The sequence below is a fragment of the Streptococcus vulneris genome (assembly GCF_019218685.1).
GTDB lineage: Bacteria > Bacillota > Bacilli > Lactobacillales > Streptococcaceae > Streptococcus > Streptococcus vulneris.
In genome coordinates this window covers 258,892-271,828 of sequence record NZ_JAHUZC010000001.1, presented here as the reverse complement: position 1 = coordinate 271,828, position 12,937 = coordinate 258,892, and the positions used below count along the sequence as shown (strand labels likewise).

At 39.9% G+C, this 12,937-nt stretch carries 14 protein-coding genes; 7 read left to right on the top strand and 7 right to left on the bottom strand.

Annotated features, from left to right (window positions below):
* Window positions 1-10: 10 nt before the first annotated feature.
* The 5 genes from lysS to KUA57_RS01340 form a co-directional block, all read right to left on the bottom strand.
* Window positions 11-1,501 (bottom strand): lysine--tRNA ligase, encoded by a 1,491-nt coding sequence (gene lysS, locus KUA57_RS01360; protein WP_042751371.1) that lies wholly within the window; start codon window positions 1,499-1,501, stop codon window positions 11-13.
* Window positions 1,502-1,638: 137 nt separating this feature from the next.
* Window positions 1,639-2,256 carry a histidine phosphatase family protein gene (locus KUA57_RS01355; protein ID WP_218493522.1) on the bottom strand — a complete coding sequence of 206 codons (618 nt, stop codon included), beginning with the start codon at window positions 2,254-2,256 and terminating at the stop codon, window positions 1,639-1,641.
* Entirely contained in the window at window positions 2,256-2,738 is a 483-nt protein-coding gene (locus KUA57_RS01350) for an aminoacyl-tRNA deacylase (RefSeq protein WP_120770080.1), read from the bottom strand. The genes KUA57_RS01355 and KUA57_RS01350 overlap by 1 nt, the downstream gene beginning before the upstream one ends.
* Window positions 2,738-3,580, bottom strand: coding sequence for a DUF368 domain-containing protein (locus tag KUA57_RS01345; RefSeq protein WP_061864093.1), 843 nt, complete (start codon window positions 3,578-3,580; stop codon window positions 2,738-2,740). Before KUA57_RS01345 ends, KUA57_RS01350 begins: the two co-directional genes overlap by 1 nt.
* Before the next feature lie 94 nt (window positions 3,581-3,674).
* The gene (locus KUA57_RS01340; RefSeq protein WP_120770081.1) at window positions 3,675-4,475 is read right to left on the bottom strand and encodes a glycoside hydrolase family 25 protein; all 801 of its coding nucleotides are present in this window, start codon (window positions 4,473-4,475) and stop codon (window positions 3,675-3,677) included.
* A 154-nt stretch (window positions 4,476-4,629) separates the two neighbouring features.
* Between KUA57_RS01340 and glmU the strand changes: the two genes are divergently transcribed.
* The 7 genes from glmU (at window position 4,630) to KUA57_RS01305 (ending at window position 10,630) form a co-directional block, all read left to right on the top strand.
* A complete protein-coding gene (gene glmU, locus KUA57_RS01335; protein WP_125447066.1) occupies window positions 4,630-6,009 on the top strand; it encodes a bifunctional UDP-N-acetylglucosamine diphosphorylase/glucosamine-1-phosphate N-acetyltransferase GlmU in 1,380 nt (459 codons plus the stop codon).
* A 9-nt stretch (window positions 6,010-6,018) separates the two neighbouring features.
* Window positions 6,019-6,564, top strand: coding sequence for an NUDIX hydrolase (locus tag KUA57_RS01330; RefSeq protein WP_125447068.1), 546 nt, complete (start codon window positions 6,019-6,021; stop codon window positions 6,562-6,564).
* A gap of 11 nt (window positions 6,565-6,575) precedes the next feature.
* A complete protein-coding gene (gene macP / locus KUA57_RS01325; protein ID WP_000517861.1) occupies window positions 6,576-6,887 on the top strand; it encodes a cell wall synthase accessory phosphoprotein MacP in 312 nt (103 codons plus the stop codon).
* A 16-nt stretch (window positions 6,888-6,903) separates the two neighbouring features.
* Entirely contained in the window at window positions 6,904-7,596 is a 693-nt protein-coding gene (locus tag KUA57_RS01320; RefSeq protein WP_125447070.1) for a 5'-methylthioadenosine/adenosylhomocysteine nucleosidase, read from the top strand.
* 76 nt (window positions 7,597-7,672) lie between these two features.
* Entirely contained in the window at window positions 7,673-8,164 is a 492-nt protein-coding gene (gene rocS, locus KUA57_RS01315) for a chromosome segregation protein RocS (protein ID WP_000021242.1), read from the top strand.
* 103 nt (window positions 8,165-8,267) lie between these two features.
* Complete coding sequence (locus KUA57_RS01310) at window positions 8,268-8,858, top strand: 3'-5' exonuclease (protein WP_064275899.1); 591 nt, start codon at window positions 8,268-8,270, stop codon at window positions 8,856-8,858.
* Window positions 8,859-8,866: 8 nt separating this feature from the next.
* A complete protein-coding gene (locus KUA57_RS01305; protein ID WP_070478827.1) occupies window positions 8,867-10,630 on the top strand; it encodes a glycerophosphoryl diester phosphodiesterase membrane domain-containing protein in 1,764 nt (587 codons plus the stop codon).
* Between the two features lie 173 nt (window positions 10,631-10,803).
* Here KUA57_RS01305 and KUA57_RS01300 read toward each other — a convergent pair whose 3' ends face one another.
* Window positions 10,804-11,886 carry a DEAD/DEAH box helicase gene (locus tag KUA57_RS01300; RefSeq protein WP_218493521.1) on the bottom strand — a complete coding sequence of 361 codons (1,083 nt, stop codon included), beginning with the start codon at window positions 11,884-11,886 and terminating at the stop codon, window positions 10,804-10,806.
* Complete coding sequence (locus KUA57_RS01295; protein ID WP_218493520.1) at window positions 11,883-12,860, bottom strand: Gfo/Idh/MocA family protein; 978 nt, start codon at window positions 12,858-12,860, stop codon at window positions 11,883-11,885. Before KUA57_RS01295 ends, KUA57_RS01300 begins: the two co-directional genes overlap by 4 nt.
* Window positions 12,861-12,937 lie beyond the last annotated feature (77 nt).

The window sequence follows — 12,937 nt, the reverse complement described above, 5'->3', positions numbered from 1 at the left end:
GGATAAGAGTTTATTTCATTGTTGGGAAGAGCAATACATCACGGATAGTGGTTGTATCAGTTAGGAGCATGCAGAGACGGTCGATACCGATTCCCAAACCACCTGTTGGTGGCATACCATATTCAAGAGCTTCAATGTAATCGTAGTCGATACCTGTTGCCTCATCGTCACCAAGTTCTTTAGCTTTAGCTTGGGCTTCAAAACGGCTAAGTTGGTCGATTGGATCATTCAATTCAGTAAAGGCATTTCCGTACTCTTTGGTCATGATGAAGAGTTCGAAACGGTCAGTAAAGCGTTCGTCTTCAGGATTCTTCTTAGCTAGTGGAGATACAGCTACTGGATGTCCATAGACAAAGGTCGGTTGGATCAAGGTTTCTTCAACAAACTCTTCAAAGAAGGCATTGATGATGTGGCCAACTTCAGTGTAGTGTTTCTCAACAGGAACTTTCTTCTCAGCAGCAATAGCTTTGGCTTCTTCCAAAGTCATGTTTTGCCAGAAATCGACACCAGTAATTTCTTTGATAGCATCCACCATGTGAACACGTTTAAATGGTTCATTGATTTTGATTTCAGTACCTTGGTAGTTAACTGGGCCATCGCCCTTAACTGATTTAGCAGCATGTTGGATAATACCTTCAGTCAAGTCCATGATGTCTTGGAAATCTGCATAAGCTTGGTAAACTTCGATAGAAGTAAATTCAGGGTTATGAGTGGCATCCATTCCCTCGTTACGGAAGATACGGCCGATTTCATAGACGCGTTCCATACCACCGACGATAAGGCGTTTCAAGTGAAGCTCAGTCGCGATACGAAGCACCATGTCAATGTTTTGGGCATTGTGGTGGGTGATAAATGGACGGGCTGCCGCACCACCAGCTTCGTTGTGAAGAACAGGTGTTTCCACTTCAAGGAAACCTTTTTGGTCAAGGTAACGACGGATTTCAGAGATGATTTTTGAACGAGTGACAAAGCGCTCAAAGCTTTCACGGTTAGAAATCAAGTCAAGGTAACGTTTACGGTAAATTGTTTCAACGTCTGTCAAACCGTGGAATTTCTCTGGAAGAGGACGAAGAGCCTTAGACAAGTGTGTAATGTGGGTTGCCTTGATAGAGAGTTCTCCCATATCTGTACGCATGACTTCGCCTTCTACACCAAGGAAGTCACCAAGGTCTGCTTTTTTGAAGATTTCGTAGTTTTCTTCACCGACAGCATCCTTACGAACGTAGATCTGTATTTGACCTTCGCGGTCTTGAAGGTGGGCAAAACCAACTTTACCTTTACCACGTTTAGTTACCAAGCGTCCTGCGATAGTAGCTGTTTCATTTTTATCGTGTAATTGTTCTTTATCGAGGTCAGCATATTTATCTTTTAATTCTTGTGAATTTGCAGTACGTTCAAAACGTTTTCCGAAGGGATCGATTCCTTGTTCACGGAGCGCAGCCATTTTTTCACGGCGAACGATCTGCTGGTCATTTAGTTCTTCCATATGTTCTGTTGACATGGGATCCTCCTAGTTTTACTCAAAATTGAATACGATGAGTCATTTTTTGCGATACTCCCATTTTATCATAAATAAGCAAGAAATTCACGGATAATCTTTCAAAACTAAAAAGAACTTGACGCTGAAATCAAGTTCTGTTATTGATAGGAAGTATCATTCCAAGTATCGAGAGTAAATGTTTCAAAATCATGGGTTTCTAGAATGGTCAGGCTAGCATTTGCTAGACCGCCATCTTTACGAAGAAGAGGTTCTTTATAACCTAGAAGAGTACGAAGACTAGCAGTTAGGTTGGCGCCGTGACCAACAATTAGAATACGCTCAGCAGGACTATCATTTAATGATTTGATAAATTGGATGGTCCGTTGCGTGGTATTATAGAGGGATTCAGCTCCAAACATTTGAGTGTCAAATTGAGCCAGATTAGAACGGAAAGCTTTGATTTGTTGTGGATAAATAGATTCCAAGGTTGCAATTTTTAAACCTTCCAACTTCCCCAGTTGCCATTCACGGAGATTAGGAACACTTTTTAAAGGACAGGGAGTCTGGAGTTGACTTTGGATAATCTCAGCAGATTTGACCGCTCGAGGTAAATCACTTGAATAAATCTGATCAAAAGGAATTTCCTTGAGATAGTGGCCAAGTTGTTTTAGGGTGTCAATGGATTCAGGAAGAAGGGGAGAATCTCCACTGGCACCTTGAAAGCGCCCTTCTTGGTTCCAGACTGTACGACCGTGGCGGACAAAGTAGAGTTTCATTACTTGCTGTCCTCCAAGATATCTGCAAAGTCAGCCTTTACAAAACTAGCCAAGTCTTGTGGCGCGACGATAATGCTGTGACCAACTTCTCCAGCAGAGACAATCATTTGATCCAAGTCTAGAGCAATCTTATCGATAAAAATGGGGTAATTGTGTTTCTGACGAATTCCGACAGGATTATTGGCTCCATGAATATAACCTGTTGTTTTTTCCAAGTCTTTTTGTGGAATCATGCTCACTTTTTTATTGCCAGAAATTTTGGCTAGTTTCTTTTCCGACAAGTGTTGAGTGATAGGGACAATTCCGATAATTGGTCCGGTTTTATCTCCCAAAAGCGCCAAGGTTTTGAAAATCTGATCTCGTTCATAACCTTGAGGAAAATCTCCTTCCAGGGCATTGATTTGAATCCCTTGATGTGGGATACCTGCTTTAGACAGGATTTGTTCCACCAATGTTTTTTTGATTTTAACTTTTTTTGCCATTATTTATATTTATCCTCCAATTGGCTCATCCAAATACCAAGCCAGATTCCCAGTGCAAAGAAGAAGGCGATGATGACATAGCCGACAAGTGAAAGACCAGTGTATTGGATACTTTCAGCGTTTCCTGCATTTGGAATCAAAATCAAAAGGGTACTTGATAAGACGATACCGATGATGAAATGATAGACGCGTGAGTGGTAGTTGTTTAAGGCATAATCCATCAATTTTGAAAAAATGATGAGAGTTGCACCTGCCCCGATTCCAATCGGGAAGAAGGTTCCCAAGAGGTCAAAGGTTTTAAAACCAGTCAACATAGGAGCATAGAGACCCAAAATCAAAAGTAGATTTGATGGACTGAGGCCAGGAACTAATACGCCAAGAGCCAGTAGTGCACCAGCTAGGACGAAATTAAGAAAGCTGGCACTTAAGGTTCCAACAACAAAATTTAAGGCATAGAGTCCTAATCCAGAAATGATAAAGGTTGTCCAGAACCAAGCTAAATCAATCTTGTCTCGGTCAGATTCTCGAGTTGATTCCTTGAGGAGGCTAGGAACTGTACCAATGATGGCACCCGCAAAGCTCCATAAGACAAAGACCTGATAATTGTCAAGCAGGTATTCAATCGGGTAGGAAAATAAGCCGATTCCCAGAAGCATACCGATGGCAACGGGAATAAAGTACAAAACATTTTCTTTAAAGTCTTTAAAGGGATGGGCCAGAAAGCCAATCATTCGTTCATAGATTCCTAAGATTGCTGCTAGAACCCCTCCGGAAATTCCCGGTAGAATAAATCCAAGAGCAATGACAATCCCTTTAATAACACGTGCTAACCATGAGAGCATATTGTTCCTCCAACTATTTCTATTTCAAAAAATCCTTACTATATTGTATCACAATCAAACACAAAAAGAAAAAGCAAATGATAAACAAATGCTTTTAAGGTTTTAAAAAGAGTTTTCTAAAGGTTTCTTCTTTATTTTTTAAGGAAGAGATGACGTTGATATCCAAATCGTGGTCAAAGCCAGCAATTTTCCCTTTAGAAGTGTATTGGTGAATATCGTAATCTAAGTCAGTCTTAGGAGTTGCCTCGTAAAATCCTGAGTCAGAACCATAGGAAGGAATCCAAACAGACGTAAACTTGTCAGTATCAATACTGTGTTCTTCCATGAAGTAGACTCCGACGTAGATTCCGATATTTTTAGCACCTAGTGATTCTAGTTTTGCACGAAAGGCTTCAACACCTTCGTTCATATTGGACATGGTTTTTTCTTCCACATCTAGCCAATAGTAGCTAGGGCTGTATGGCGATGCGGAATTATAAAAACTTTCAGCAGCTTTTTCCATTTCTTGGATACTTTTACCTGCCACATAAGCGTAGACACCTACTGGGACATTTCGTTTTTGAAACTCGGTAATATGGTTTTTAAAGGCTTTATCTACCCCATTAACAAAAGAAGCATCATTTTCTTTGGACGTTTGAGCACCACTATGAACACGAACGATGGCTCCAGAAATGTTTTGGGAAAGAGTATCGTAATTAATTTCTTCAGGTCGTTGCCAACCAGAAACATCAATTACTGGTTTATCTATATTATGTAGTGCTTGTGTTTCTACTTGCGCGATATTTGACTTTGTTTTTACAGGATGGTCCTCAAAACGAGGGCGATTTAGGATTAAAATGAAAATCATAATTCCAAAAAAACCAAATAAAATAAGCGGATTAATTTTCTTTCTCATACCTTATAATTTTACCTTAAAAATGAAAAAAAATCAAAAAAAATACTCAAAAAATGGGTTAAGAAAAGACTTTAGAGCATTTTTTCATTCAAGAGCGCGGAATGATTTGAAATATGGTATAATAAAAGGGAATTTCTAGAGAAAAGAGAAGATTATGTCAAATTATGCCATTATTTTAGCAGCGGGTAAAGGGACTCGCATGAAATCTGATTTGCCAAAAGTGTTGCACAAGGTTGCGGGTATTTCTATGCTGGAACATGTTTTCCGTAGTGTGGGAGCTATCCAACCTGAAAAGACAGTCACAGTGGTCGGACACAAGGCGGAATTGGTTGAGGAAGTCTTGGCTGGACAGACAGAATTTGTAACTCAATCTGAACAGTTAGGTACCGGTCATGCAGTTATGATGACAGAGCCTATCTTAGAAGGTTTGTCAGGTCACACCTTGGTTATTGCAGGAGATACTCCTTTAATCACTGGTGAAAGCTTGAAAAACTTGATTGATTTCCACATCAATCATAAAAATGTGGCCACTATCTTGACTGCTGAAACGGATAATCCTTTTGGATATGGACGAATTGTACGTAATGACAATGCTGAGGTTCTTCGTATTGTTGAGCAAAAGGATGCTACAGATTTTGAAAAACAAATCAAGGAAATCAACACTGGAACATATGTTTTTGATAACGAGCGTTTGTTTGAGGCTTTGAAAAATATCAATACCAACAATGCTCAAGGTGAATACTATATTACAGACGTCATTGGCATTTTCCGTGAAGCTGGTGAAAAAGTTGGTGCTTATACTTTGAAAGATTTTGATGAGAGTCTTGGGGTAAATGACCGTGTGGCACTTGCGACAGCTGAGTCGGTTATGCGTCGTCGCATCAATCATCAGCACATGGTCAATGGGGTTAGCTTTGTTAATCCAGAATCAACTTATATCGATATTGATGTTGAGATTGCTCCGGAAGTTCAAATCGAAGCCAATGTTACCTTAAAAGGGCACACGAAAATTGGTGCTGAGACTGTTTTGACAAATGGAACTTATGTAGTGGATAGCACTATCGGAGCAGGAGCTGTCATTACTAACTCTATGATTGAAGAGAGTAGTGTTGCAGACGGAGTGACAGTCGGTCCTTATGCCCACATTCGTCCAGGTTCAAGTCTAGCTGCCCAAGTCCATATTGGAAACTTTGTTGAGGTTAAAGGTTCTTCAATCGGTGAGAATACCAAGGCTGGTCATTTGACTTATATCGGAAACTGTGAAGTGGGTAGCCACGTTAATTTCGGTGCAGGGACTATTACAGTTAACTACGATGGTAAAAACAAATATAAGACAGTCATTGGTAACAATGTCTTTGTTGGTTCAAATTCAACCATTATTGCGCCAGTTGAGTTAGGTGACAATTCTCTTGTTGGTGCTGGTTCAACTATCACCAAAGATGTACCAGCGGATGCGATTGCTATTGGTCGTGGTCGTCAGGTCAACAAAGATGAATATGCAACTCGCCTTCCTCATCATCCTAATAATCAGTAGGAGCCTATCATGGAATTTGAAGAAAAAACACTTAGCCGAAAAGAAATCTATCAAGGACCAATTTTTAAACTGGTCCAAGATCAGGTTGAGTTACCAGAAGGCAAGGGAACTGCCCAACGTGATTTGATTTTCCACAATGGAGCTGTCTGTGTTTTAGCTGTAACGGATGAACAAAAACTCATCTTGGTCAAGCAGTACCGTAAGGCTATCGAGGCTGTCTCTTACGAAATTCCAGCTGGAAAACTGGAAGTAGGAGAAAACACAGACCCTGTCGCAGCAGCCCTTCGTGAATTAGAGGAAGAAACGGCTTATATAGGGAAGTTAGAACTCTTGTATGACTTTTATTCAGCCATTGGCTTTTGTAATGAAAAGTTAAAACTATATCTAGCAAGCGATTTGACGAAAGTGGAAAATCCGCGTCCGCAGGATGACGATGAGACCTTGGAAGTCCTTGAAGTGAGTCTAGAAGAAGCTAAGGAATTAATCCAATCCGGTCATATTTGTGATGCCAAGACAATTATGGCTGTTCAGTATTGGGAATTGCACAAAAAATAGAGGAGGTCAGTATGGGTAAACCTTTATTAACGGATGAAATGATTGAAAGAGCTAATAGAGGCGAAAAAATTTCGGGTCCCCCTTTGCTTGATGACGAGGAAACCAAGATTTTACCAACCTCTTCTTCCCGTTTTGGTTATGCCAATCCTAAGGATCATGGTTTTAGCCAGGAAACCTTGAAGATTCAGGTCGAACCGTCTATTCATAAAAGCCGTCGCATTGAAAATACCAAGAGAAATGTCTTCAATTCTAAACTGAATAAAATCTTATTTGCAGTCATCTTTCTCTTGATTTTGCTTGTCTTAGCAATGAAACTTTTGTAATGGAAAAGGAATTGAAATGAAAATAGGAATTATTGCTGCTATGCCAGAAGAACTGGCTTATCTGGTCCAGCATTTAGAAAATGCCCAAGAGCAAGTTGTTTTGGGGAATACCTATCATACAGGAAGCATTGCCTCTCATGAAGTTGTTCTCGTAGAGAGTGGAATTGGTAAAGTGATGTCTGCTATGAGTGTGGCGATTTTAGCTGATCATTTCCAGGTGGACGCTTTGATTAATACAGGATCTGCTGGGGCAGTGGCAGAAGGTATTGCTGTTGGGGATGTTGTGATTGCTGACAAATTAGCCTATCATGACGTGGATGTCACAGCTTTTGGCTATGCTTATGGACAAATGGCGCAACAACCGCTTTATTTCGAATCAAACAGAAACTTTATTGCCAACATCCAAGAGAGTTTATCTCAATTGGACCAAAACTGGCATCTTGGTTTGATTGCTACAGGAGATAGTTTTGTGGCAGGAAATGACAAGATAGAAGCGATTAAGTCCCATTTCCCAGAAGTATTAGCCGTTGAGATGGAGGGGGCAGCTATTGCTCAAGCAGCGCATGCTCTTGATCTTCCAGTACTAGTCATCCGAGCTATGAGTGACAATGCCAACCATGAAGCGAACATCTCTTTTGATGAGTTTATTATCGAAGCTGGACGTCGCTCTGCCCAAGTCTTATTAGCCTTTTTGAAGGCCTTAAATTAAGCGAAAATTTGACAGTTTTTCTAGCTTATGATAAGATTTAAGTAAAGAAAAGCTAGAAAACGTTTCAGAGGATATTATGAGTATTGAAATGACCGTCAGTGAGATTGCAGAGGTCTTAGGATTATCTCGCCAAGCAATCAATAACCGTGTCAAAGAATTACCAGAAGAAGACACAGATAAAAATGACAAAGGGGTAACAGTCGTTACCAGAAGTGGCTTGATTAAGCTAGAAGAAATCTATAAAAAAACGATTTTTGAAGATGAGCCTGTCAGTGAAGATGTCAAGCAACGTGAACTGATGGAGATTCTGGTTGATGAGAAGAATGCTGAAATTCTTCGTCTCTATGAACAATTAAAAGCCAAGGATCGTCAGTTATCAGAAAAAGACGAGCAGATGCGTATCAAAGACCGTCAGATTGCTGAGAAAGACAAACAACTCGATCAGCAGCAACAATTGACTCTTCAAGCCATGAAGGATCAAGAAAATCTTAAGCTAGAGCTGGACCAAGCAAAAGAAGAAGTCCAATCAACTAAGAAAGGCTTTTTTGCTCGTTTATTTGGAGGATAATCAAGGAGCTGTTTAGGTTAAATGCTAACCTGATGGCTTCTTTTATTTCTAATCTAAATAGTATAGTTGCTCAAGTAAAATAACAGTAGAGGAGAGGTATAGAATGGAACGATTAGAAGATTACATTGCTTTTGACTTAGAATTTAATCAGCACGAAGGACAAACACACTTAATTCAAGTATCGGCAGTGCGTTTTAGAGATGGTCAGGAAATCGATGCCTATGATTCCTATGTTCATACCAGTGTTCCCTTAAAAAGTTTTATCAATGGTTTGACTGGGATTACAGCTGAGACTCTAAAAGATGCTCCCCCAGTGGAGAAAGTTATAAAAGATTTCCAAGAGTTTGTGGGTTCTTTACCCATGGTTGGCTACAATGCTGCTAAAAGTGATTTGCCTATTCTAGCGGATCATGGTTTAGATTATAGCCAGCAGTATAAGGTGGATTTGTATGATGAAGCTTTTGAACGTCGGAGTTCGGATTTACATGGTATTGCCAATCTCAAATTGCAAACTGTTGCCTCATTTCTTGGATTTCAAGGTCAGTCTCATAATAGTCTAGAGGATGCACGGATGACGGCGCGTGTTTACGAGTCCTTTCTAGAGTCGGATCAAGCTAGAGAATTGTTAGAGACAGAAAGTAGCCTATCAAACAATCCTTTTGGAGGCTTGGACTTGTCTCAATTATTTGACTAGGAGTGCCTATGAAACCTGAAAAACCTAAAAATCTAGGTTTTAAGCAGATATACTTTAATCTAGATAAAATTCTCTTTCTCTTTTTCTTGACTTTCATGATGATTGAGTTTGTCTGGTTACCATCAAATTCTTGGATTGCTGGACTTTTGCTCCGTCAGACAGGCTATCTCTTTCTTTCTTACAATAATATTTTTGCAATTATAACGGGTTCACCCTTTATTAGTCTTGCTTTATTTGTTCTGGTAATTGTTAATTTATTGGTCGCCTATTACCAGATAGGACTTCTCTTTATTGGTGCTCGGCATTTATTATGTCATGAAAAGAGAACCTTGCTAGAGTACAGTCGCAAGGTCTTTCACCAAAGTTTCTTGTTTATGAAGCAAGTCACGCTTGCAAAGATAGCCTTTATCTTCTTTTATGTCATGATGCTCTTTCCATTGATTCGAAAGATTTTAAAGATTTATTACCTCAATAAAATTGTCATTCCGGACTTTATCGTTGATTATGTGGAAGACAAGTATTGGCTAGTAGGTATAGTGGTTACTATTCTGGCTTTACTGCTATTTTACATTTCAGTGCGTTTCATGTTTGCCCTACCTCAGCTTTTATTTGAAAAGAAAACAGTCAAAGAAGCTGTCAGATACAGTCTAGAGAAGACAAGAAAGCACTCCTGGTTTTATACTTGGAACTTGCTTTGGATTGTCGTCAAAACCTACCTATTTTTCATTCTTCTGTTGATTCCAATCCTAGCAAGTCAAGTGCTGATGGATGGTCTGACCCATAAGGAATCTCTTGTACTGGGAATTATCAACTTTGTCTTGATTAAGAATTTCCACTACATAGCCTTGACTTATTTTCTCATTAAGTTTGTTTCCTTCCTAACAGGAGAAGAACTAGAGATCACACCAAGGAGAAAGAAAGATCACTGGATGAGATGGGGAGTGATGGGCTGTGCTTGTATCTTTTTCGCTCTTGAGGGTTATGTTTATTTGGAAGCTCCAGTTGCCAATAAACCTTTAATTATCTCTCACAGGGGAGTATCCAATAAGAATGGTGTGCAGAATACAGTTCAATCTTTAGAAAAGACAGCCCAACTAAGTCCAGACTTTGTTGAGACAGATGTTCAGGAAACCAAAGATGGCCAGTTTGTCATGATGCATGATGCCAATATCAAGAATCTGACAGGTGTTAATGCCAATCCACAGGATCTAACTTTGAAAGAATTAACCAAACTCGATATTTCAGAGAATGGTTATCATAGCAAGGTGTCCAGTTTTGATGACTACCTCAATAAAGCCAATGAATTGCACCAAAAACTCCTTATTGAGATTAAGACCAGTCGAAAAGATAGCCCAGATATGATGAAACGCTTTATGGAAAAATATGGAACGGTTCTTAAGCAGAATGGTCACCAAATGCAATCCTTGGACTACCATGTGATTGATCAGGTTTTAGCCTACGATTCTCAAATTCCAATCTATTTTATCCTACCTTATAATAGTATTTTTCCAAGAACCAAGGCTACAGGTTATACTATGGAGTATTCAACTTTAGATGAAAATTTTGTCAACAAGCTTTGGAATACGGATCAGAAATTGTACGTTTGGACCATCAATAGTTCAGAGTCCTTTGATAAATCAGTTCATTTGGGAGCAGATGGAATGATAACAGATGACTTGGAAATGATTCAAGATCAGGTTACTATTGCCCAAGAAGACCCAGAGTATACTGATTTGCTTTTCAAACAGGCTATGGAATTCTTTAATTTTTAGTAAGCAAAAAGAGCCTGAGACAAAATAGTTCTCAACCACAAAAAAGCAACGGCAAATACGTTGCTTTTTTGGAGATAAGGGACTATTGTCCTAGGCTCAGTCTTGAGATAAGGTCCATAGAAACTCGTATTCTGAGGATCTTATCTTAAATCAGAGGTTGGCAAGAGCCAACCTTATTTGATATAGAGTTCTTGATTTTTTAGGACAATTTCTCGTACACTTGTAAACTTTTTGAGTTTTTTGATTTCTTCTGGATGAGTGACGAGAGTGATAACATAACCTTCCTTGCCCATACGACCAGTACGGCCAGCACGGTGAGTGTAGGTTTCACTATCTCTAGGAACATCAAAGTTTACGACGCATTCTAGACTATCGATATCAATTCCACGAGCCAAAAGGTCTGTTGCGAGAAGTAGGGTTAGTTGCTTGTCTTTAAACTTTTCTAAGATAACTTTTCTAAATTTAACATTGACATCACTAGCGAGGGAAACAGCCAAGATATCCCGATACTGTAATTTTTCCTCTGCGCTTCCAAGGTCTGATAGGCTGTTAAAGAAGACCAGACCGCGGAAATCCTCCACATGAGCCAGTTTTCGTAGCATATCCACTCTGTGACGTTGGTCTACCTGCATGTAGAAGTGCTGGATATTGTTCAGCTTTTGGTCAGATAGATCAATGGTTCGCGTGTTAGATGCAATCTTTTCTTGGTTAAACTTGGTCGTCGCACTCATATAGACAAGTTGGTGGTCACGAGGTGCGTAGTGAGTAATTTTCTCGACAAAGTGTATCTGAGAATCATCGAGCAATTGGTCAAATTCATCTAGAATGATGGTTTCCACATTCATCATCTTGATTTTTTTTAATTTAATGAGTTCAAAGATACGGCCAGGAGTTCCAATCAGAATTTCTGGTCCTTTTTTTAGACGTTCAATCTGGCGTTTCTGACTCGAACCTGATAAGAAGAGTTGGGCAGTCAAGCCGATAGCTTCTGACCACGTTTTACATACGTCAAAAATCTGTCCAGCAAGCTCCGTATTTGGTGCTAGAATCAAGAGTTGCTGCGCTTTTTTCTTTTGTAGTCTGAGAAGACTTGGTAGAAGGTAAGCTAGGGTCTTACCAGTTCCTGTTGGGCTCACTCCTAGGAGGTTTTCTCCAGCAAGAAGGGGCTCAAATAGTTGAGTTTGAATGGGGGTGAATTCTTGGAAACCGAGTTGGTCACTCAGTTCTTGCCATTCAGTCGGTAGTTTGGTTTTCATTTTTCTGCCTCAAATCTAATGCCAGCAGTCTGGCGCATAGTATATAGTAGCTTATGAACTGAACTTGCATCTGCCAGCCAAGTTTGGTAGAGATTCAGATCTGGTTGCTGGATCATGTGTGCAAATGCAGCGACTTCCTCAGTCATCGTATGAGGAGCCTGTTGGATAGGGAGCTGGACTTGATTTCCTTGGTGGTCTGTAAAAATAGCTGAGCGGATATGCTCGATGGTGTTGAGGGTCAAGGTTCCATCTGTCGTATAAATTTCGCAAGGAAGATTGGAAGTGATATTTTTCCCAGCTTTTATATGAATTTGAAAGTCAGGGTATAAGAGGATTCCGTCTCCATTCAGGTCCATGCTATTGTCAAGTTGTTGAGCCTGATAGGTCGCGTCTTGAGCATTTCCAAAGAGACGAACGGTAGCGTAGAGGGGATAAATCCCCAAATCCATAAGAGCTCCACCAGCAAAACGGTCTGAGAAGACATTTGGTGTCTCCCCAGTCAACAAGTTAGGCATTTTGGAAGAATACTTGGCATAGTTGAAATCTGCCCCTAAAATTTGCTTGTCTGCTAAAAAGTTTTTGATAGTAGTAAAAGCTTCTTCGTGGTAATTACGAGCTGCTTCGAAGATAAAACAGTGATTTTTCTCAGCTGTTTGAACCAAATCCAGCCATTCTTGTGGTTGAGTGACAGCTGGCTTTTCAAGAATGACGTGTTTTCCAGCAGATAATGCAACTTTTGCCTGAGCAAAATGCAAGGAGTTTGGACTAGCAATATAGACAACATCAAAGGAGCTCTTGAAGAAGTCCTCTAATTGATCAAAGAGTTGGATATCTTGATAGCGAGAAGCAAAGGTTGCCGCAGTTTCTAGTTTTCTAGAATAGACTGCGACCAGCTGGTATTCTCCACTGATATGGGCTGCTTCTATGAAGTGGTGACTGATAGCCCCTGTTCCGATGACACCTAATTTAAGCATAGTTACTCCTTTTCCGATTTCAAATCCTTCTTTCATTATAACATAGATAGACGGGACTATCCAACAGAGGGTAAAAA

Excerpts from the sequence above, each read along its gene's own strand:
- lysS (WP_042751371.1), bottom strand. The coding sequence starts at position 1,501 with ATGTCAACAGAACATATGGAAGAACTAAATGACCAGCAGATCGTTCGC.
- KUA57_RS01355 (WP_218493522.1), bottom strand. The coding sequence starts at position 2,256 with ATGAAACTCTACTTTGTCCGCCACGGTCGTACAGTCTGGAACCAAGAA.
- KUA57_RS01350 (WP_120770080.1), bottom strand. The coding sequence starts at position 2,738 with ATGGCAAAAAAAGTTAAAATCAAAAAAACATTGGTGGAACAAATCCTG.
- KUA57_RS01345 (WP_061864093.1), bottom strand. The coding sequence starts at position 3,580 with ATGCTCTCATGGTTAGCACGTGTTATTAAAGGGATTGTCATTGCTCTT.
- KUA57_RS01340 (WP_120770081.1), bottom strand. The coding sequence starts at position 4,475 with ATGAGAAAGAAAATTAATCCGCTTATTTTATTTGGTTTTTTTGGAATT.
- glmU (WP_125447066.1), top strand. The coding sequence starts at position 4,630 with ATGTCAAATTATGCCATTATTTTAGCAGCGGGTAAAGGGACTCGCATG.
- KUA57_RS01330 (WP_125447068.1), top strand. The coding sequence starts at position 6,019 with ATGGAATTTGAAGAAAAAACACTTAGCCGAAAAGAAATCTATCAAGGA.
- macP (WP_000517861.1), top strand. The coding sequence starts at position 6,576 with ATGGGTAAACCTTTATTAACGGATGAAATGATTGAAAGAGCTAATAGA.
- KUA57_RS01320 (WP_125447070.1), top strand. The coding sequence starts at position 6,904 with ATGAAAATAGGAATTATTGCTGCTATGCCAGAAGAACTGGCTTATCTG.
- rocS (WP_000021242.1), top strand. The coding sequence starts at position 7,673 with ATGAGTATTGAAATGACCGTCAGTGAGATTGCAGAGGTCTTAGGATTA.
- KUA57_RS01310 (WP_064275899.1), top strand. The coding sequence starts at position 8,268 with ATGGAACGATTAGAAGATTACATTGCTTTTGACTTAGAATTTAATCAG.
- KUA57_RS01305 (WP_070478827.1), top strand. The coding sequence starts at position 8,867 with ATGAAACCTGAAAAACCTAAAAATCTAGGTTTTAAGCAGATATACTTT.
- KUA57_RS01300 (WP_218493521.1), bottom strand. The coding sequence starts at position 11,886 with ATGAAAACCAAACTACCGACTGAATGGCAAGAACTGAGTGACCAACTC.
- KUA57_RS01295 (WP_218493520.1), bottom strand. The coding sequence starts at position 12,860 with ATGCTTAAATTAGGTGTCATCGGAACAGGGGCTATCAGTCACCACTTC.